At 70.7% G+C, this 18920-nt stretch carries 16 protein-coding genes and 4 pseudogenes; 11 read left to right on the top strand and 9 right to left on the bottom strand.

Annotation, left to right across the window (positions count from 1 at the left end; translation table 11 throughout):
- Positions 1-50: 50 nt before the first annotated feature.
- Positions 51-830 (top strand): carbohydrate ABC transporter permease, encoded by a 780-nt coding sequence (locus ACZ7LB_RS25510; RefSeq protein ID WP_471471625.1) that lies wholly within the window; start codon positions 51-53, stop codon positions 828-830.
- Between the two features lie 655 nt (positions 831-1485).
- On the opposite strand, the gene ACZ7LB_RS25505 is transcribed toward ACZ7LB_RS25510, so the two are convergent.
- The 5 genes and pseudogenes from ACZ7LB_RS25505 to ACZ7LB_RS25485 form a co-directional block, all read right to left on the bottom strand.
- The gene (locus ACZ7LB_RS25505) at positions 1486-2109 is read right to left on the bottom strand and encodes a hypothetical protein (RefSeq protein WP_471471632.1); all 624 of its coding nucleotides are present in this window, start codon (positions 2107-2109) and stop codon (positions 1486-1488) included.
- Positions 2110-2149: 40 nt separating this feature from the next.
- A pseudogene (locus ACZ7LB_RS25500) lies at positions 2150-2215 on the bottom strand (hypothetical protein); the annotation flags it as partial.
- 228 nt (positions 2216-2443) lie between these two features.
- A complete protein-coding gene (locus ACZ7LB_RS25495) occupies positions 2444-4000 on the bottom strand; it encodes a xylulokinase (protein ID WP_471471512.1) in 1557 nt (518 codons plus the stop codon).
- A 27-nt stretch (positions 4001-4027) separates the two neighbouring features.
- On the bottom strand, positions 4028-4702 hold the full coding sequence (locus ACZ7LB_RS25490) for a hypothetical protein (protein ID WP_471471510.1): 675 nt from the start codon (positions 4700-4702) through the stop codon (positions 4028-4030).
- Between the two features lie 35 nt (positions 4703-4737).
- Complete coding sequence (locus tag ACZ7LB_RS25485; RefSeq protein ID WP_471471508.1) at positions 4738-5634, bottom strand: DUF7973 family transport facilitator; 897 nt, start codon at positions 5632-5634, stop codon at positions 4738-4740.
- A 118-nt stretch (positions 5635-5752) separates the two neighbouring features.
- On the opposite strand from ACZ7LB_RS25485, the gene ACZ7LB_RS25480 reads away from it, so the two are divergent.
- Positions 5753-6574, top strand: a complete 822-nt coding sequence (locus ACZ7LB_RS25480; protein ID WP_471471506.1) for a DeoR/GlpR family DNA-binding transcription regulator — start codon at positions 5753-5755, stop codon at positions 6572-6574.
- Between the two features lie 24 nt (positions 6575-6598).
- Here the strand turns inward: ACZ7LB_RS25480 and ACZ7LB_RS25475 are convergent, their stop codons facing one another.
- The gene (locus ACZ7LB_RS25475; RefSeq protein WP_471471504.1) at positions 6599-7927 is read right to left on the bottom strand and encodes an aminotransferase class I/II-fold pyridoxal phosphate-dependent enzyme; all 1329 of its coding nucleotides are present in this window, start codon (positions 7925-7927) and stop codon (positions 6599-6601) included.
- 119 nt (positions 7928-8046) lie between these two features.
- Here ACZ7LB_RS25475 and ACZ7LB_RS25470 point away from each other — a divergent pair, with 119 nt between their 5' ends.
- The 6 genes and pseudogenes from ACZ7LB_RS25470 to ACZ7LB_RS25445 form a co-directional block, all read left to right on the top strand.
- Positions 8047-8760 carry a YggS family pyridoxal phosphate-dependent enzyme gene (locus ACZ7LB_RS25470; protein ID WP_471471502.1) on the top strand — a complete coding sequence of 238 codons (714 nt, stop codon included), beginning with the start codon at positions 8047-8049 and terminating at the stop codon, positions 8758-8760.
- Between the two features lie 269 nt (positions 8761-9029).
- Entirely contained in the window at positions 9030-9611 is a 582-nt protein-coding gene (locus ACZ7LB_RS25465; RefSeq protein WP_471471501.1) for a helix-turn-helix domain-containing protein, read from the top strand.
- Positions 9612-10766: 1155 nt separating this feature from the next.
- Positions 10767-11564, top strand: coding sequence for an aldolase (locus ACZ7LB_RS25460; protein ID WP_471471499.1), 798 nt, complete (start codon positions 10767-10769; stop codon positions 11562-11564).
- Positions 11564-12490, top strand: a complete 927-nt coding sequence (locus tag ACZ7LB_RS25455) for a dihydrodipicolinate synthase family protein (protein WP_471471497.1) — start codon at positions 11564-11566, stop codon at positions 12488-12490. The genes ACZ7LB_RS25460 and ACZ7LB_RS25455 overlap by 1 nt, the downstream gene beginning before the upstream one ends.
- Before the next feature lie 50 nt (positions 12491-12540).
- Positions 12541-12760: pseudogene (locus tag ACZ7LB_RS25450) on the top strand (transposase); the annotation flags it as partial.
- Between the two features lie 21 nt (positions 12761-12781).
- Positions 12782-13746, top strand: a pseudogene (locus tag ACZ7LB_RS25445) (CoA transferase); the annotation flags it as partial.
- Positions 13747-13844: 98 nt separating this feature from the next.
- Here ACZ7LB_RS25445 and ACZ7LB_RS25440 read toward each other — a convergent pair.
- Positions 13845-14819: a helix-turn-helix transcriptional regulator gene (locus ACZ7LB_RS25440; RefSeq protein ID WP_471471495.1), complete on the bottom strand. Its 975-nt coding sequence runs from the start codon at positions 14817-14819 to the stop codon at positions 13845-13847.
- Positions 14820-14899: 80 nt separating this feature from the next.
- On the opposite strand from ACZ7LB_RS25440, the gene ACZ7LB_RS25435 reads away from it, so the two are divergent.
- On the top strand, positions 14900-15634 hold the full coding sequence (locus ACZ7LB_RS25435; RefSeq protein ID WP_471471493.1) for an alpha/beta fold hydrolase: 735 nt from the start codon (positions 14900-14902) through the stop codon (positions 15632-15634).
- Between the two features lie 245 nt (positions 15635-15879).
- On the opposite strand, the gene ACZ7LB_RS25430 is transcribed toward ACZ7LB_RS25435, so the two are convergent.
- A complete protein-coding gene (locus ACZ7LB_RS25430; RefSeq protein ID WP_471471491.1) occupies positions 15880-16659 on the bottom strand; it encodes a glucose 1-dehydrogenase in 780 nt (259 codons plus the stop codon).
- 39 nt (positions 16660-16698) lie between these two features.
- Positions 16699-17502: an SDR family NAD(P)-dependent oxidoreductase gene (locus tag ACZ7LB_RS25425; RefSeq protein WP_471471489.1), complete on the bottom strand. Its 804-nt coding sequence runs from the start codon at positions 17500-17502 to the stop codon at positions 16699-16701.
- 175 nt (positions 17503-17677) lie between these two features.
- Here ACZ7LB_RS25425 and ACZ7LB_RS25420 point away from each other — a divergent pair, with 175 nt between their 5' ends.
- On the top strand, positions 17678-18334 hold the full coding sequence (locus ACZ7LB_RS25420) for a TetR family transcriptional regulator (RefSeq protein ID WP_471471487.1): 657 nt from the start codon (positions 17678-17680) through the stop codon (positions 18332-18334).
- Positions 18335-18422: 88 nt separating this feature from the next.
- A pseudogene (locus ACZ7LB_RS25415) lies at positions 18423-18663 on the top strand (hypothetical protein); the annotation flags it as partial.
- Between the last annotated feature and the right edge of the window lie 257 nt (positions 18664-18920).

Raw genomic sequence — 18920 nt, 5'->3', positions numbered from 1 at the left:
GGAACCCGGCGCGACGGACCCGTCGCCGCTACGACGTCCTCGGTCTGGCCGTGGCCGCCGTCGTGGGGTTCCCCGTCTACTGGATGGTCCTCACGGCATTCCGGCCCGCGACCGAGATCCTCGCCCTGCCACCCGAGTTCTGGCCCCGGAATCCCACCCTCGCCAACTTCGCGCGGGCGATGGGCACAGAGACCTTCTGGTCCAACGTCCGCTCCAGTGTCGTCATCGGCGTCGGCACGGTCCTGGCCTCCCTGCTGGTCGGCACCCTCGCCGCATTCGCCCTGGCCCGTTTCCGCTTCGCCGGCCGCAAGGCGTTCGTCGTGGTCATCCTCACGGTCCAGATGATCCCGCTCGCCGCCCTCATCATCCCCGTCTACCTGCTGCTGAACGAAGTGGGCCTCACCGACAGCCTCGTCGGCGTCATCCTCACCTACCTCGTCTTCACCCTGCCGTTCACGGTGTGGATGCTGCGTGGCTTCGTCGCGGCGGTCCCGGTGGAACTGGAGGAGGCGGCGATGGTCGACGGCTGCGGAAGGATCGGCGCGTTCGTCCGCATAGTCCTTCCACTGCTCGCTCCCGGTCTGGTGGCCACCTCGGTCTTCGCGATGGTCCAGGCGTGGAACGAGTACGTCCTCGTCTACGTCCTGTTGTCCACTCAGGAGAAGCAGACTCTCAGCATCTGGCTGGTCTCCTTCCAGACCAGCTTCGGAACCGACTACGGCGGGCTGATGGCTGGAGCCACACTCACCGCCCTGCCCGTCGTGGTCTTCTTCCTCGTGCTCCAGCGCAGAATCGCCGCGGGGCTGGTCACCGGAGCGGTCAAGGGCTGAGCCCGGGAGGGTCTTGAACCGCCCCGGCTCGAACGGAGAGTCGATTTCACGAAAGGATCGACTCACGGCACCACCTTCCCGCTACCCGCACGCGCCGGTCAGGTACATCCGGCGTCCACCCGAGACGACGCTCGGCCTCCTGAGGCTGATCCGTTGGATTGGACACCCCTGACAATGGATCCTGATGGTCCGGGAAGCGATGTCCGGGTGGGATGCCAGTCTTCGTACCCGGAGGAATCCCGGAGGGACGCCTCGCGCTGCAGCGCGCCGGAGACGGCAAGCGCATGTACGCGGCCGTGGCCGCTGAGCTCGGGACTACCGGGAAGACACCGCGCACGTGGGTCCGCAAGGACACTGATCCGAACGTGCCGGCCGTCCGGGGCGGGAGCGGCCCCGGAGAGCCGGGCCGGCGAGTTGGCCCGGCTGCCCTTCGCTGTCGTGGACGTTGCCTGCTGATGGCCGAGAAGGAGTGGAGGCCGGAGCGGATGCGTGGCGGGAGCGGGCCCGCGGCATCGGGGGGGAGGTGCCGTCTTCCGTTTCGTGCGTGAGGGCACTGTGGCGGAGCCGGTGAAGCGTCCAGCCGTCCAGGTCCTCGATGTCGTCGGGTGAGGCGAGCGGGTTGGCCGGCAGCCGGGTGTCCTCCTCGAAGATCTCCTCAGGGCGGCGGTAGAACCGGGTCCGGCCGGTCTCGGGGCACACGTCGAGCGTCGGCGTTCCGGCAGGAGCCTTGCGGTCGGTGAGAAACAGCGGGCCGCGCGTACGGCGGGCGATGTGCCGGGGCAGCAGCTGGGCGGTGCCGGACTTCCGGTGAATCCACTCGGCCGTCCCGCTCGGCCGTCCCGCCCTTGGCGGTGATCCTGCCGCGCTTGTCCTGCGGGTAGAGGTCTTCCACGTTGAGGCACAACACCTCGTCGGCCCGTGGGGCGGACTCGTAGAGCATCTTCCACCGCGTCTTCTCCCGCAGTGCGACGTCGAGGCGCCACGGGGCGGCGATCTGGTTCTCCGCGAGAGCCTCGGCGCGGTCCGGGGGTGCCGGCGGCCGCTCAATGCCGATCGTGGGATCGCCTTCGATCCGGCCCTGGCGCTGCCACCAGCCGATCGCCCTGCGGGCGATGGACGGCTCCCGGTTGACGGTGTCGGTCGACGGGCGAGGGCCCGGTGTGATCCCCCCTCTGAGCGCTCGGACGTGCGAGCCGTCCGCGGCGCAGTCGTCCTGGTCCAGCAGGCCGGCGCGGCGCAGTTCGGTCAGCAGGGCGGGTGTGCAGGCGTGGCCGGACACCGGCCTCGGTCCAGTCCCGCAGCCGGCGCCAGGCCGTCACCCCGGAGCAGCCCACGGTCTCCGCCGGGACGTCGCGCCAGGCCGCACCGGTCCGCAGCACGTACATCACCCCGGCGAGTGCCACACGGTCCGGGACACGCAACCGCCCGGCCGCGTGCGCAGCCGCCGGGTGTGTGCGCCGGGTGTCCGTGTCCCCGGACGGGTGGGAGGCCCCCGTCCGTCCGGGCACAGGCCCGAGACGAACGGAGGCCTCTCGTCCTCCCGGCAGTCAAAGGGTCGGGGACGGCTGCCGCGAGGAGCCGGGGGGCGCCCCGTGCGCGGGGGCGGCGCGGGGTCAGCGGGTCTGCGCTGCCGACAGCGCGCGGTACACACCGCTTTCGGACAGGGCCTTGTAGGCCCGCCGGTAGATGTCCCACAGCTCGGTGTACCGCTTGTGGCAGGCGGGGTCGGGACGGAAGATGCGGTCGACGTGGACGGTGGCGTTCACCCCTTCCTCGACGTCGTCGAACACTCCGGCCCCGACGGCGCCGAGGATCGCCGCCCCGAGTACGGCGCACTCGCCCTCGCGCAGTACGGCGGTCGGTTTGCCGTAGACGTCGGCCTGGATCTGGCACCAGAGTTCGGATTTGGTGGCGCCGCCGGCGAGACGGATCTCGTTGAGTTCCAGGCCCATCGCGTCGTAGCCGTCGAGAACTTCCCGGGCCTCGTAGGCCACGCCCTCCAGGACGGCGCGGGCCATGTCGCCGAGGGTGTGTTTGAGGGTCAGTCCCAGAAAGCCCGCCCGCGCGTGCTCGTCGTAGTGCGGGGTCATCGAGCCGGCCAGATACGGGTGGAAGACCAGTCCGTTGGCGCCGGCCGGCGAGTCCGCGGCGAGGGCGTTGATGACGATGTAGGGGTCGGTCCTGGTGAAGGGCTCGATGTAGCGGGCCATGTAGCCGATGTTGTCGCGGAACCACCGGTAGGCGGCTCCCGCGGCGGCCTGGATCCCCTCCGCCTCCCACGCCCGGTACGGGGTGGCGTGCACGGACCGGGTGATGACCCGGTTGGGGTCGTTCACCGGCTCGGCGAGGAAGGCGACGGAGTTGCCCGCCGTGCCGAAGGTCAGCTCGCACAGGCCCGGTCTGATGGCGCCGGCCCCGATCCCCGCGCATTGCTGGTCGCCGCCGCCGGTGGAGACGGGCAGGCCGACGGGCAGCCCGGTGCGCCGGGCCACGGCGGGGGTGACCGCGCCGACCCGGTGGCCGGAAGGGACGATCGAGGGGAGCAGGTCGGCGGAGATGCCGACGAGGTCCAGGAGTTCCCCGCTCCAGGCGAAGCTGTCGACGTCCATCAGGCCGAACAGGGACGCGTTGGAGTGGTCGACGACGTAGTCCGGCACGTCGCTGAGCCGGCGCAGGAAGTACTCCTGGGTGCTGAGGATCTTGCTGGTGCGCCGCAGCACGTCCGGTTCGTTCTGCGCCACCCAGAGGATCTTCCCGATGGGCCAGAAGGCGCTGATCGGCAGGCCGGTGATGGCGTAGAAGCGTTCGTCGCCGATCTCCCGGCGCAGTTGGTCCAGTTGCGCGGTGTGCCGCGCGTCCTGCCAGGACAGTCCCCGGCCGTCGCGCAGGACGTTGCCGTCGGCGTCGATGTAGAGGTGCAGGCCGCGCTGGGTGGACAGCCCCAGTGAGCGGATCTCCTGCGGATCGACGCCGGAGGTCTCCACGACGCGGCGGATGACCTCGAAGTTGGCGTCGTCCAGAAGGCGGATGTCCTGGTCGACCCACCCGGGATGCGGGTACTCGCATCCGTACTCGCTGGTGGCCGCCGCGACGACGACCCCGGTCGTGTCGTACATCTTGGCCCGGGCGCTGGTGGTCCCGTTGTCGAGTCCGATGATGTAGCCGGCCATCATGTCCTCCTTGACATGGTTCGCTGGTCAGATCGCGGTGTCGATGGCCCACCGCAGTTGCGCGGCGAGCGAGGGGGCTGCGGGCAGGGCCGAGTCGAGCACGGCACTGCCGATGGTGAAGGCCCAGAAGTCCAGGTCGGCGAGGTGCCGAATGCGTTCCCGGCTGTCGACCGAGCCCGCGTTGACCACCTGGAGGCCCCGCACCGACGCGACCTCCCGGAGCAGGAGGTCCACGTCACCGGTGTAGCGGTAGCCCAGCAGCATGGTTCCGCTGACGCCTTCGGTGGCGACGAGCTTCTCGCAGCCGGAGACGATCTCGTCGATGGTGCCGCGCAGGCGGCCGGGCTCGCTGTTGACGTCTCCGACGGTGGGGTAGTAGCCGATCGGCGCACCCTCGACGACTTCGAGTACGGCGTCGGTGTGGGTGCCCCCGATGAGGATGTCCGCCCCGAGCCGCAGGGCCAGTCGGGCGGCCTCACGTTCCGTCTCGGGGTCGGCGCCGACGACCTCGATCACCAGCCTGCGCCCGTCCGCCACGATGCGTTCGCCGAGCCTCGCGAGGTCGGCGAGGGAGTGGCCGACGTTCTTGAAGCCGACGTAGGGCAGTTCCTCGGCGGTGAGCGAAGCGGCGACGGCGGCGTAGACCTCGTGCGCGTCCGGAATGGTGACGTCGTGCTTGGTGAGCATGAACTGGGTGATCATGGTGATTCTTCTCTTCTCGTTGCGGAAAACAGGGATCAGGTCAGGGCGTGGGCGGCGAGGACGAAGCTGGTCAGGGTCCAGATCGCACCGGCCGGAGGGTCGATGTGGGTGTCCCCGTGGTTCTGGATCGCCCTGGCCCAGAATTCGCCGAGCAGCCCGGCCGCGCCCCCGACCGCGGCCCCCACGAGGACGGAGCCGCTCAGGTGTGCCGCAGTCGCGGCTGTGAGCGTCATGTGGTGGGTGACCGGCACTCCCTTTCCCACGGCGGCGAAGCCGAGGGAGACGGCGGACACGGCGAATCCGAGTCCGACGGCGGCCGAGCCCAGTTCGGGCCGGGCCTCGGCCAGTGCGAGGGTGGCGTAGGAGGCCAGCAGGCCCGCGACCACTCCGAGGAGCGCCGCCTGCGACATGCGGCACTGGTGCGGGACCCAGGCCTCGTCAGCGGTGGGTCTGAAGCGTCGGCGCAGGGTGGTGCCGTGCGGCAGGTGGCCGAACAGTCCGCGGTGGCCGAAGATCAGGCGGGCTGTCACGCCCAGGACGACGACGATGAGGGCGGTCGCGTTGGTGTACTGGTTCAGGGTGCTGCCCCACAGTCCCATGATCGTTTGCCCGGCGAGGCCGAACACGCCTCCGATGAGGAGTGGGCCGGCTTTGCCGAGTTCGGCCAGGGAGAAGGCGATGTCCTTTCCGTCGGTGATGTGCTTGCGTCGCATGGCATAGGCGGCCGCGGCGGCCCCGCCGGCGAACGCGACGTGCGGGCCGAACAGGGGGCCGTTGGCCACCACGTCCAGGAACGTGGGACTACCGCCCGCGAGGACGATCGAGATCCCGGCGATCAGGGCCATCCCGCAGAAGATGAAAGATGCCAGTGCACCGATCGCCGCTCCGAACGCGCCGCCGGCGAACGCCGTCAACAGTGTTGGTGCGTCCATGCCTGCCTCCACTGTATGCATGTTGCGTTTCTGTTCGCAAGGTTGCGGATTGCGCTCACCGTAGAGCTATACGGGCATGTTGACAACACTGAAGGTGCAAGGATTTGCCTGAACTCGCATGAAAGGGAACAGTGACCGCATGGCAACGCAAGGAAACGCAACCGACGAGACCCTTCTGAAGTCACAGCGGCACGAACGCATCCTTGCCATGCTCAAAAGGTCTGGGCAGGTGCACGCGGGCGCCTTGGGCGAGCTGTTCAAGGTCTCCGCCTACACCATCCGGCGCGACCTCGACGAGTTGGCCGATGCCGGGGCGCTGCAGCGTGTGCACGGCGGAGCCGTGCTCGCCTCGCACGTCCCGAAGAGCTACGAGGAACGCAAGGGCAGCGGGATCGGGGAGAAGACGCAGAGCGCACGCGCCGCGCTGGCTCTCATCGCCGAGGACGACGTCGTCATCATCGACGGCGGCAGCACCACGGCCGCCCTGGTGCAGGCGTTGCCCACCGGGTACCCGGCCACCTTCATCACCCACAGCCCCGCGATCGCCAATGAGCTCCTGAGCCGCTCCGTCCGGGAGGCGATCCTCATCGGCGGCCGGCTCGACCCGCACTCACGCGTTGCCGTCGGCGCCCTGCCCGTCGAGGCCTACGCCAAGATCTCCGCCGACATCTGCTTCCTCGGCATCTGGGGGCTCAGCATCAGCCAGGGCGTCACATCGCCGTACTACGACGAAGCGCAGGTGCGCAGCGCCATGGTGGGTGCGGCCAACAAAGTCGTCGGCCTCGCCGTGGCGGACAAGCTCGGCACCGGTGGGCCGTTCGCCGTCGCGCCCGCGAGCGCGCTGACGCACCTTTCCGTCGAAGAGGGCGTTCCCGGCGAACTGACCCGGCCCTTCGAGGAGATCGGCATCCGGATCCTCGGGCCGGGACCGCGGTCGTGAGGCCTCATCAGGTGGACGTCGTTCTCACCGGATTCCGGCCGAGGCACGAGAGACCTCTTCGGCGGCCTCGGCCAGGTCGTCGGCGAGCAGCACCGACTGATCGCCACTGAGCAGATGCGCCGTCAGCCGCAGATGCCTGGACGGCGCGGACCGGAGGAGGGAGAAGCTGTCGCCGGCGCGGGCGAGCCATCCCCGCCGCAGCAGCCGTTCGGACACGGCTCGGGCGTCCGCGCCCACCGGCACCCAGAGGTTGAGTCCGTCACCGGGCCGCACCTCGATGCCGCGCGCCCGCAGCAGGTGCGCGAACCGGTCGTTGCGCTCCGCGTAATGTGTGCCGGCCCGCTCGATCAGAGCCTGCGTGGCCGGATCGGTGAGCAGGGCGGCGGCCTGGCGCTGGAGCAGATGGCTGGTCCACGTGCGGCCCGGCCCGATCCGGGTCGCGAGGCGCTGCGCCGTCGTCAGGTCACTGGCGACCAGGGCGACACGCAGATCCGGTCCGAGGAACTTCGACAGGGACCGCACCAGCGCCCACCGGGCGTGGTCCGGCGGGACGATGCTTCGGTACGGCGAGCGGGAGAGCAGGGAGAAATGGTCGTCCTCCACGATCAGAACGTGCCGGTGTCCGGCCAGGACCGAGCGCAGCTCCTCGGCGCGGGCAGCGGACAGGCCCGCTCCCGAGGGGTTGTGGGCGCGCGGTGTGCACACCACGGCACGCACCCCCCGGCCGAGCGCGGACCGTAGCCCCCCGGCCGTCATCCCCTCCGCGTCGACCGGCACGGGGACGGGCCGGTACCCCGCGAGACGCACGGTGTTGATGCTGGCCATGAAGCAGGGGTCCTCCAGCGCCACGGCGTCCCCGTGCATGAGGGCCTGGGCCAGCAGTCTCTCCACCGCCTCGACGGCGCCGCCCGTGACCGTCAGGTGGGTCCCGCGGGGCTGATCGTCCTTCAGCCACGGCAGTGCCCACCGGGCCAGGGCGGGGTCGATCGTAGGCTCCCCGTACAGCACCGGCCGGGCCTGCGCCGGGCAGGCCGTGGAGAGGCCGGGCAGGAGGGCGGGGTCCGGGTTGCCGTGGCCCACGTCGCGCAGGGGGCTGTCCGCCGCGGAGCCCTCCTGGTCGACGGTGCCGACGGCTTCGGTGACCAGGGTTCCGGCCCGCCCCCGGCCGACGGCCACGCCCGCCCGGATCAGCGTCCGGTAGGCGGCCATGACCGTGTTCCTGTTGACGGCCAGCTGCTCGGCCAGCTGCCGCACGGGAGGCAGTGCCGTGCCTGGGGTCAGCTCCCCCGCGTCACTGAGTGCACGGACACTCGCCGCGATCTCGCCCGCCGTGCTCCCGGTGATCCGCATCATCACTCCCTCGTCTTGGCATAAGCCATGCTAGCTTTTGTCCTATGCCAATGGAATCAGTAGGGTCTCCCTCTCCTTACCCGACGGCAGAGAACGTCGCGGACTTCGTTCGCAGTCTCGGCGTGGTCCGCGCCCGCATCGACTCCGCCGCCGAACGCACCGGACGCACCGGGGGAGAGGTCCGGCTCCTGCCCGTCAGCAAGACCGTGCCCGAGGAACGCGTCCGCCTGGCCGTCGCGGCCGGCTGCCGCGTCCTTGGAGAGAACAAGGTCCAGGAGGCGAAGCGCAAGTGGCGGAACCTCTCCGACCTGGAAGTGTCCTGGTCGGTGATCGGCCACCTCCAGACCAACAAGGCCAAGGACATCGCCGAATTCGCCGCCGAGTTCCAGGCCCTCGACAGCCTGCGCGCCGCCGAGGCCCTCGACCGGCGCCTGCAGGCCGCGGGCAGGGGGCTGGACGTCTATGTCCAGGTGAACACCTCGGCGGAGGACTCCAAGTACGGCCTGCCACCCGAGGAGCTGACCGGCTTCCTGAGGAAACTGCCGGACTTCACGGCGCTGCGGGTCCAGGGTCTGATGACCCTGGCCGTCTTCAGCCCGGATACCGAACGGGTCCGTTCCTGCTTCCGCCTCCTGCGCGGTCTGCGTGACCGGGCCCGTGATCTCGACCTCGTCGGACCGGGCGGATTGTCCATGGGGATGTCCGGTGACTACGAGACCGCCGTCGAGGAGGGTGCCACCGTGGTCCGCGTCGGTCAGGCGGTGTTCGGCGCCCGGCCCCTGCCCGACAGTCATTTCTGGCCGGGCGTCGTCGCGGACGGCAGCGGCGCCCCGTGAGGGACCGCGCGGACCTTCTGGTGGTTCGCGGCGGTGCCGGGCTCATCGCGCACGGCTTCCGGCACCGCATCCCGTCCGGCGCCCGGCGGACGACCACGGGGATGACGGCGCGACCCCGGCGGATCGGGATGTGGCCGGGATGTCATCCTTCGAGAGTGACCGCACGTGTCGCACACACGGTGGGCGTTGTCGGTGACCAGGCTCCTGGGCGCCATACTGGGGTCTTGCCCGGCCATCGTGCGGCGTGGGACGGACGAAGGGGAACGGCAGTGATCAACAGGGTGCGACAGTTGCGCAAGGAGCGCCTCATGACCCTGGAGACGCTGGCCGAACGCGCCGGTGTCACCAAGAGCTACCTGTCCAAGGTCGAGCGGGGCCAGAGCGTCCCGTCGATCGCCATCAGCGCCTCACTCGCCAAGGCTCTCCACGTACCTCTCGACAACCTCTTCGCCGACGCCGGGGAACTCACTGACGTCACGGTCACCCGAGCCGGCGAACGCCAGTCGCTCACCGCCGACGACGAGGCCGGGACCCGTTACGAGGGCATAGCCCTCGAGGCCAGCACCAAGAGCATGACCCCCTTCATGCTCTACCCCCCGCACGACGCCGGACCCGTCCCCTTCCGCGACCACCCCGGTGAGGAGTTCATCTTCGTCCACCACGGGCGGGCCGAACTCATCCTCCCATCCCGCACCATCACCCTCGACCCGGGCGACTGCGCCTACTTCAAGGCCACTCAGCCGCACAAGGTCCGCTCCCTCGGCCCAGAACGCGCCGCCGTCCTCCTCCTCGTCTCCGAGGGCCACGCACACGCGGACGCCGTGAACGCACCGCGTCTCCGGCTCCCGTGACCGCCGGCCGGGCACGAGCGCACGCCTCCGGATGGGCCGGGCGGTCCAGGCGCGGCTCGGCGTCGTGGAAAGGGTCGTCGACGAACACGCGGTGAGGGCCTGCCCATCCGGGATGGGCGGTCGGACGGAAGCAGTACGGGCCAGACACGTCCTTGAGACCGGGATGGCCCTGCGCTCCCGCCATGACTGATCATGCCGCTCGTGCCCCGCAGCATGACGGCGAGGGCTTCGGGCACGAGGGTCGACAGTGCCTCCGCGCTCCCGTCCTCGGGCGGCGTCAGGGACACCGCCCAGGCGTCGGACGGGTCGCGCCGCCGCTCGACCAGGCGCTCGGTCGTCAGGGTCCTGACCGCGTCGCTGATCGTCGGCGGTGAAGGGGCCGACGCCAGTCAGGCCGTTCAGCCGCCGAGGGCGAAGGCATCGGCGAGCAGCGTGAGCATGTCCGCCGGCGGCGGTGAGAGCCGGTACAGGTCGGCGCGAGCGCGTCACCGGCCACTGAGAAATGCCTGCACGACGTGCCGTCCACCGGTTGCGCGGGTGCCCCGGCTCCGGGGGAGGCTGTCCGTCAGGCGCCGCTCTCTTCCGTCCTCGCTGGAGAAGTCGTCGAACCGGTTTCGGGCGGTCGAGGACGGCCCAGGGCCGAAACCGCGACCCGTGTGCCACACCTCGATCCTGCCCCGGTCAGACCGGCCCCGCCTGCCACGCAGGAGGCGAACGCCCAGGGACACGGGGGCATGCCCGTGCCGGACTCCGTTCGTGACCGACTCGCTCGTCACGAGGGTGGTCTCACCGATGAGTTGTGGGACATGCCACGCGTTGAGCCGTTCCGCGATGTGAGCGCGTGCGGCACGGGCGACATGATCCGTCGGCGGGAGCGCAGGGGGCCCCGCCGGTCCTGGGGAGTGGGAGTGGCCTGGGAGACATGAAGCGGCGTACTCATGGCAGTGCCTCAGCCCTCGCGCAGATGGCTGCGCCCCGTTTCGTATGTGCCCGATTCACAAAGCATTTGGGTGCCATCTGCGCAACCGGGTCCGCCCTTGCGGCATGACACAAGGTGTCCTATGGTGAACCATGTTTACTCCGGTGCCGCTTCCGAGCGGCACGATGCGGACGTGGGGCTCGTCGGCAAGACGTCCCCAGGACTGGAGCGGAAAGATGGCAAAGACCCTGCGAGACTCGAAGGACGTGCTCGTCGACCGCGCTCAGCGGCAGATGAACGACCACTTCGGTGACTCGAAGCTGACAACACGGCAGAAGCTGGCCCTGACATGCCGCATCGCCTTCGACGGCGGACACGACTCCGGGCTCGCGGGCCAGATCAGTGCCCGCGGGCAGAAGACCGGCACCTACTACACCCAGCGCCTGGGCCTCGGTTTCGACGAGATCACCGAGGACAACCTCCTGCTGGTCGACGAGGACCTCCAGGTACTGGAGGGGGACGGCATGCCCAACCCCGCCAACCGGTTCCACTCCTGGATCTACCGCACCCGCAAGGACGTGAACTGCATCGTCCACACGCACTCCCTGCACACCGCGGCGCTCGCCATGCTGGAAGTCCCCCTCGTGATCTCCCAGATGGACACCACGCCCCTGTACGACGACTGCGCCTTCCTGAAGGAATGGCCAGGCGTCCCCGTGGGCAACGAGGAGGGCGAGATCATCTCCGCGGCCCTCGGCGACAAGCGCGCCATCCTCCTGGCCCACCACGGCCAGCTGGTCACCGGAGCCACCGTCGAGGAGGCCTGCAACCTGGCGATTCTCATCGAGCGCGCCGCCCGCCTCCAACTGCTCGCCATGGCCGCGGGGACCATCCAGCCCCTCGACCCGGTTCTGGCCCGGGAGGCCCACGACTGGACCGGCACGGAGCGCCGCAGCAAGGCCAACTTCGCCTACTACGCCCGCCGGGCGCTGCGCAACCACCCCGACTGCGTCTCGGAGCAGGTGGAACTCTGATGGCGAATCCGCCGCTGAGGGGCATCATCTCCTACCCCGTCACCCCCTTCGATACCGCCACTGGCGACCTCGACCTCGACGCGCTGCGCCGGCTCACCAACGACCTGGTGGAGGCGGGCAGTCACGGAATCGCCCCGCTGGGCAGCACGGGGGAGAGCGCCTACCTGCGCGACATCGAGTGGGATGCCGTCTGCGAGACCACACTGCAGACGGTCGCGGGCCGGGTCCCCACCCTGGTCGGTGTCTCCCACTGGAGCACGGAAGGCGCGGTACGCCGTGCCCGGATGGCCGCACGGAACGGGGCTGCCGCGATCATGGTGCTGCCGCAGGTGTACTGGAAGCTGACCGAGTCCGAACTCGTGCGGCACTTCAGCGCGGTGGCTGCGGCGACCGACCTGCCCATGATGCTCTACAACAACCCGGGCACCAGCGGTGTGGACCTGCAGCCGGAAACGGTGGTTGCGCTCGCCCGCAAGATCCCCAACCTGACCATGGTCAAGGAGAGTTCCGGCATCGTCGCCCGGTTCCGGTCCATCCAGGACCTGTCCGACGGGGCGCTGTCCGTCTACAACGGCAACAACCCGGTCGCGCTCGAAGCCTTCCGCTCCGGCGCCGTCGGCTGGTGCACCGCATCACCCTGCCTGGTCCCGCAGTGGGCCCTGGCACTCCACACCGCGGCGACCGGCGGCGAGGACGAGCGGGCCGAGGCCATCCTGGCCGAGCTCCTGCCCTTCCTCCAGTTCATCGTCGGCTACGGCCTGCCACGTGCCATCAAGGCTGGCCTCGAACTACAGCAGCGCGACGTCGGTCTGCCGCGGGCGCCCCTGTTGCCCCTGCCCGACCAGGAGACGAAGCAACTCAACGAAATCCTCGACCGGTTGACCTCCAACCCCCTGGTGGGCAACCCCACAGGTCCGGCCGTTTGAGATCCCGAGCCGCTCGCGCCGCCGGCCACGCGAGCGGCTCAGGCCCGGGCCTCGACGTCCACCTCATCCTGGACAACCACGCGACCCACAAGACGCCCGACATCAGGAAGTGGCCGCTGGCCCACCCGCGGTTCCAGATGCGCTGCACGCCCACCAGCGCGTCCTGGCTGAACCTGGTGGAGCGGTGGTTCGCCGAACTCACGCAGAAGAAGCTCAAGCGCGGCGTCCACCGCTCCGTCCAGGGCCTTGAACCCGTACATCCGCTCCTGGCGGGTCCGTCAGACGAGCGGTGTGGCCGGGACGATCGCGGGGCGTACCGCGCTGGAGGTGGGGGAGGCCGTGTACGCGGCGGGCGGTCTGGCTGTCGCGGCCCGCGGCCCCGAGGAGTGGGCCAAGAGCGAGCAGGGAGTCCTGGTCGCGAAGCGGCCGCTGTTGACGATGTCGCGCCTCGACGACTCGCCGGGCCGGGTGCTCGGTGACGCCGCACTGCCGTGCGCGGGGCTGCGCGTCCTGGACCTGACCCGGGTGCTCGCCGGACCGGTCGCCACCCGGACGCTGGCGCTGCTCGGTGCGGACGTGCTGCGGATCGACGCCCCGCAGCTGCCGGAAAGTCAGCAGGCCCACAACGACACGGGAATGGGCAAGCGCTCGACCACCTCGGACCTGAGTGACGCCACCGGCCGCCGGTCTTCGAGGAACTGCTCGAAGAGGCGCACATGGTGGTCACCGGCTACCGGCCGGGCACGCTGGACCGGTTCGGGCCGACGCCCGAGGCGTTCGCCGGGCGCCGTCCGGGTCTTGTGACCGCCCAACTGTCCGCGTGGGGCGGCTCTTACGGACCGTGGCACGAGCGGCGCGGCTTCGACAGCCTGGTCCAGGCGGCCACCGGCATCGCCGAACGGGAAGGCTCGCCGGACTCGCCCGGCGCGCTGTCCGCCCAGAAGCTCGACCACGGCACCGGCTATCTGCTGGCGGCCGGGGTGCTGCGCGCGCTCACCGAGCAGCACCGCGCGGGTGGTACCCGGCTGGTCCGCCTGGCCCTGACGCATACCGCGCGCCGGCCGGTCCACGGCCTGGCCTCCGCTCCGGGCGAGGGCGACGGCTTCGACGCCGGGCGCCGGCTGACCGAGACCGACGGGCCCACGGGGCGGCTGCGGCATGCGCTGCCGCCGGTGTCGTGCGAGGGAGGCCCGGTGACCTGGGCACGCCCGCCGGGCCTGTGGGGCAGGGACGCCACAGTCCGGGCCGGTGCTTGACGAAAAGCCGCGGAGTGAGCGGAGCAAACTATCAGGACGTGGTCCCCGTGCATGCGGGGACGACCACCCTTCCGGTACTGCCGCGGTGAATCCGGCATCTACCGCGGTGGTTCTTCCGGCCCCCGCTGGGCGGCCGCGGTGAGCTGGGCGGCCAGATTCTTGAGCGCCTGCCGTAGTTCGTCGGGATGGTGGATGGTGAAGGGCCATTCCAGGGAGGCGAGCATGTGGGCCATGCCGTCCAGCCGTTCTGCCCGTGCGTGCATGAGGACGCCGGTGGGCCGGGCGGTGAGGGTCACCACTGAGTGAGGCAGTCGGCGGGCGATCTCATCGAGGGGGCCATGGATCGTCACCTCGACCTGCCAGCGGTAGGGCCCCTGGGCGAGGGTCGAGGTCAGGTGGGCGACGGGGTCGAAGCCGTCGGGTGCGGTGAAGCCTTCGGCTCGGGGGGTGACGGAGGCGATGCGGTCGATGCGGAAGGTACGCAGGCTGCCGCGGAGGTGGTCGTGGCCGACGACGTACCAGCGGCCGGTGTGGAAGACCACGCCGTAGGGGTCGATGTCGCGTTCGGTGTGGTCCTGGCGCCAGGACCGGTGGCTGATACCGGCGGTCGCGCGGGCGCGGGAGGCCTGGGCCAGTGCCAGCAGGACGCCGGTTCCGGGTGCCTGCCCGATCACGGCGTTGGCGGTGAAGGACAGGGTCTCCCGCATGTCGGCGAGCGGTTCGCGCAGGGCGTGCGGGAGCACCCGCTCGATCTTGGCCAAGGCGCCGGCACTGGCCGGCGCGGCAGTGCCCATGCCCAGGCGTTCTGCCGCGAGCAGGCCGAGAACGACGGCGAGGGCCTCGTCATTGGTGAGGACCAGAGGGGGCATGCGGTAGCCGCGGGCCAGTCGGTAGCCGCCGTAGCGGCCGCGTTCGGCCTCCACGGGGATGCCCAGTTCCCGCAGGTGCGCGATGTACCGGCGCACCGTGCGGACGTCGGTGTCCAGCCGGTCGGCCAGCTCCACCCCGGTGAGCCGGGCGTTGGACTGAAGGAGTTCCAGCAGGGTCAGCACACGGGTCAGGGGATGCGACATGGATCACTCGGCATTTCAGGGCGGATTCTGTCCTGTATCCACTCTACGCTCCCCGCAGCACCTCACTACAGGGAGATCACATGGCCACCTTCGTACTCGTTCCCGGCGCCTGGCTCGGGGCATGGGCCTGGGAAGACACCGCCCGAGCTCTGCGGGAGCACGGTCACACGGCGCTGCCGCTGACACTCACGGGCCTGGCCGAGCACGCAGACCTGGGCGGACCCCAGACGGACCTGGACACGCACATCGCGGACATCACGGGATTCGTCGAGCGGAACGATCTGCGCGACGTCACGCTGGTCGCCCACAGCTACGCGGCTGCTCCGGTCACCGGGGCAGCCGGACGTCTCGGTGACCGGCTGGAACGCGTGATCTACGTGGACAGCGCCCCGTTCGCCGCAGGCATGCGCATGCTCGACCTCATGCCACCGCAAGAGGCGGACCAGCTGCGCCAGCAGGTCGACGCGTCTGGAGACGGGTGGCGGCTACCGATGCCGTCGTTTGAGGTCCTCGGCCTGTCCAGCAGCCTCGACGGGCTCGACGAGGGCCGGCGGAACGTTCTGCGCGCGCGTGCCACCCCTCAGCCGTTCGGCACCTATACGCAGCGCCTCGCCGGCCCGGCCGAGCTCAGCGTCGGTGTGGACCGTGTCCTGGTCGCGTGCCAAGACTTCACGGGACTGCTGGATGCCGGGGTGCCGATGCTGGCCTACCTGAACCAGCCGCCGTGGCGGCGCTTCGACCTGCCCACCGGACACTGGCCGATGCTGTCCGCGCCCGCCGAACTCGCCGGCATCCTCGACGAGGTCGTCTCCTGACCGCGCTGGATGAGAGGCACAGCCCGTTGCCTGACCACGAACGCCTCCGCCGGCTGCGGGCCCACGCCCACGCCCAGGCCCTGGCCGGCGGAGCACGGGAGGGCTCCGCCGAGGCGGTCGTGCGACGGGTCTTCGCCATCCGGGCCCAGTACTGCAACGACACGGAGTGTCGTTGCAGTACTGGGCCCGGCTCAACCGCCTCGGCACCCACCCCCGGCCGTGCGGCGCCCGTCCGCAGCCCGCGCTCACTGCCCCATGACGTACGCGACGGTCGGGCCCGTGGTCCAGCCCCCGTCGACCGCGAGTTCGGCCCCGGTGACGTAGGACGCGGCGTCCGAGAGCAGGAAGACGACCGCGCCGGCGATCTCGTCGGCCTCGCCGACCCGGCCCATGGGCGTGTTGGGGTACTTGCCCTCGCCCCGCTCGATGCCGGTGGCCGCGGTCATCGGGGTGTACGTCATCCCCGGATGCACGGAGTTCACGCGGATGCGTGCGGTGCCCAGTTCCACGGCGCCGATCTTCGTGAGCCCGCGGACACCCCACTTTGAGGCACCGTAGCCGGCCGTGAGGGCGAGGCCCATCAGGCCGGCCGCGGACGAGATGTTGACGATCGATCCGCCACCGGCCTCCTTCAGCGCGGGGATCACGGTCTTCATGCCGATGAAGACGCCCGTGAGATTGATGTCGAGCACCTTGCGGAAGTGCTCGACGGACTCGGACTCCAGCAGGCTGCCGGTCGAGATGCCAGCGTTGTTCACCAGGCCGTGCAGTGCCCCGAACTCGGTGACGGCGAAGTCTGCGACCCGCCGCCAGTCCTCCTGCGAGGTCACATCGTGGTGCAGGAAGCGGGTGCGATCGCCGAGTTCGCGGGCCGTGCGCTCGCCGTCCTCGTCCAGGACGTCGGTGATCAGGACGTGGGCCCCGGCGGCCACCGCCTGCCGGGCCGCCTCCGCGCCCAGGCCCCGGGCGCCGCCGGTGACGATCAGGTTCTTGCCGCTCAGGTCGTGGCGGGGGGACTCGTGCATGGTGTGCTCCATATCCAGGGGTCCGTGAGGACGTGGGGATCATAAGTGGGTGCCGCCGTCGACGCGGACCTCGGTGCCGGTGATGAACCGGCCGTCCTCCGACGCCAGCATCGCGACGACCGACGCCACCGTTTCCGGACCGGCGAATCCCTGGCCGAGCGCCGGGGTGAGCTTCGCGAACAGGCTCATGTCGGCGTCCTCGGGCAGGCCCGGCCCGGCGCTCTGCCCGCTGGCCCCGCTGCCGTCCGTCATGCCCGAGGAGATGGAGCCGGGCTGCACGGCGGTGAAGCGGATGCCGCGGCTCGCGTACTCGGAGGCCAGCGCGTGGGTCATGGACTGGACGCCGCCCTTGCTCGCGGCGTAGGCCGCCATGTAGGGGTGCGCGAAGACCGCCGAGGTCGAGCTGAAGTTGACGACGGCCGCGTCCTCGCCCTCCAGGAGCGCCGGAATCGCCTCGCGGATCACCAGGAACGTGCCGACAAGGTTCACCGTCAGGACGCGGGTGAAGTCCGCCACGCTGGTCTCCTCGGTGTGCGAGGAGCGCAGGATGCCGGCCGCGTTGACGAGGACGTCCAGCCCGCCGAGCGTCTCGGTCGCGGCCCGCACACCCTCGCGTACCGAGGTCTCGTCCGCGATGTCGACGACGAGGGTGGTGAGCCGGTCCGCGTGGGCACCGGCCTTGCCCCGGGTGTCCTTCAGGCCCGGCTCGCTGACGTCCGCCGCGACGACGGTGCCGCCCTCCGCGAGCAGGCGCAGCACGGTGGCCTGGCCGATGCCCGAGCCGCCACCGGTGACCAGGGCGCGACGGCCGTCGTAGCGGAGGGAGTGGTTCTTGTGAGTCATGTGCGCTCTCCTGCTCGGCCCGCCGACGACATCGGACAAGCGTCTCTCGGCGCCCGTCCCGGCCTGTCCTGCCCGTCGGTGCCCTTTCCTTCCGCTTCACCGTACGTCTAGGTGGCATGCTTTGCCACTACGACATGATGTGCCCCCGCATGGTGGCAGACCTTACGCTTCTGGGGTGAGCACCGAGCCACCACCCCTGTCCCTGACCGAACGCCGCAAGGCCGCCACCCAGCTCGACATCGCGCACGCGGCGGCCGAGCTCTTCGCCACCCGGGGCCCGGAAGCCACGACGGCGGAGGAGATCGCCCGGCGGGCGGGGGTCGCGCTGCGGACCTTCTACCGGTACTTCCGCTCCAAGCAGGACGCCGTCGGCCCGCTGCTCACGGTCGGCGCCGACCGGTGGCGCGCGCTGCTGGCCGAGACGCCACCGGGCACCGCGCTGGGTCCGGCCCTGCGCGGCGCGGTCGAACAGGCGCTGGCGACACCGGACCCCCAGGCCACGGAGGCGCTTCTGCGCACACGGGGCCTGCTGCGCGCCGCGGCGGACGATCCCGCGCTGCGTGCCGTCTGGTACCGCGTGAACCAGGAATCGGAGGAGCTGCTCGTCCCGGTCATCGCCCGGCTGACGGACGGCCGCCGCGACCCACTGGACGTGCGTCTGGTCGCCGCCGCGGCCACCGACGCCATCCGGGTCGCCCTGGAGGTCTGGTCCGGCACCGAGGCGGCGACCGAGGGCCCCGGCTCCCCCGCCGACCTGGCGGTGCACTGCCTGCGGCGCCTCCTGGGCGGCGAGGTCACGGCAGAGGACGAGGACGACGCCGCCCAACGGTAGTGATCAGGCAGGCGGACCGGCCGGCCCGCCGCCCGATGGCACGGGCGAGGGGCGGCAAGGTCGGTGACGGCCTCCCGGGCGGGCACCGTCCCGTCCCGGGCCCCCTGACCACCGCCCGCTCCGCGGGCATCACGGTCCTCGGCCTGGTACTCCCGGCTGCCCTGAGCTGCCCCGCCCTGCCCGTGGCCCCGCACGGGACCTGGGCTGCGGTGCACTGTCAGTACGCGGTCCAGCCCATCCCGGACCGCCCGGACGGAGCAGTCATCGCCACCACCGCCCCGGGCCGGTGGACCGGCGAACCGGTCCGTGTCCTCGTCCTGACCCCCTGACGCCGACACCGGACCAGGCCTGCCCGGGCCAGGTGGTGGCGGCCTGGCCGATGCACTCGGCCAGGCACAGGATCTCGGTGTGTTCTGAGCGGCTCCGTGCGCCGGGTGGCGGACGGCTGCCCTGGAGCGGCCGTCGGGGTGAGGTTCCCCTCGTAGCGTGGAGTCCGTGACAGCAGGGGATGTTGGTTGTCATGGCGGAGAAACGTCGCAAGTTCACGGCGGAGTTTCGTGAGGGGGCGGTACGCATCGTGACGGAG

The sequence above is a fragment of the Streptomyces sp. NPDC107521 genome, from assembly GCF_055598485.1.
This window is presented reverse-complemented; position numbering and strand designations above follow the sequence as displayed.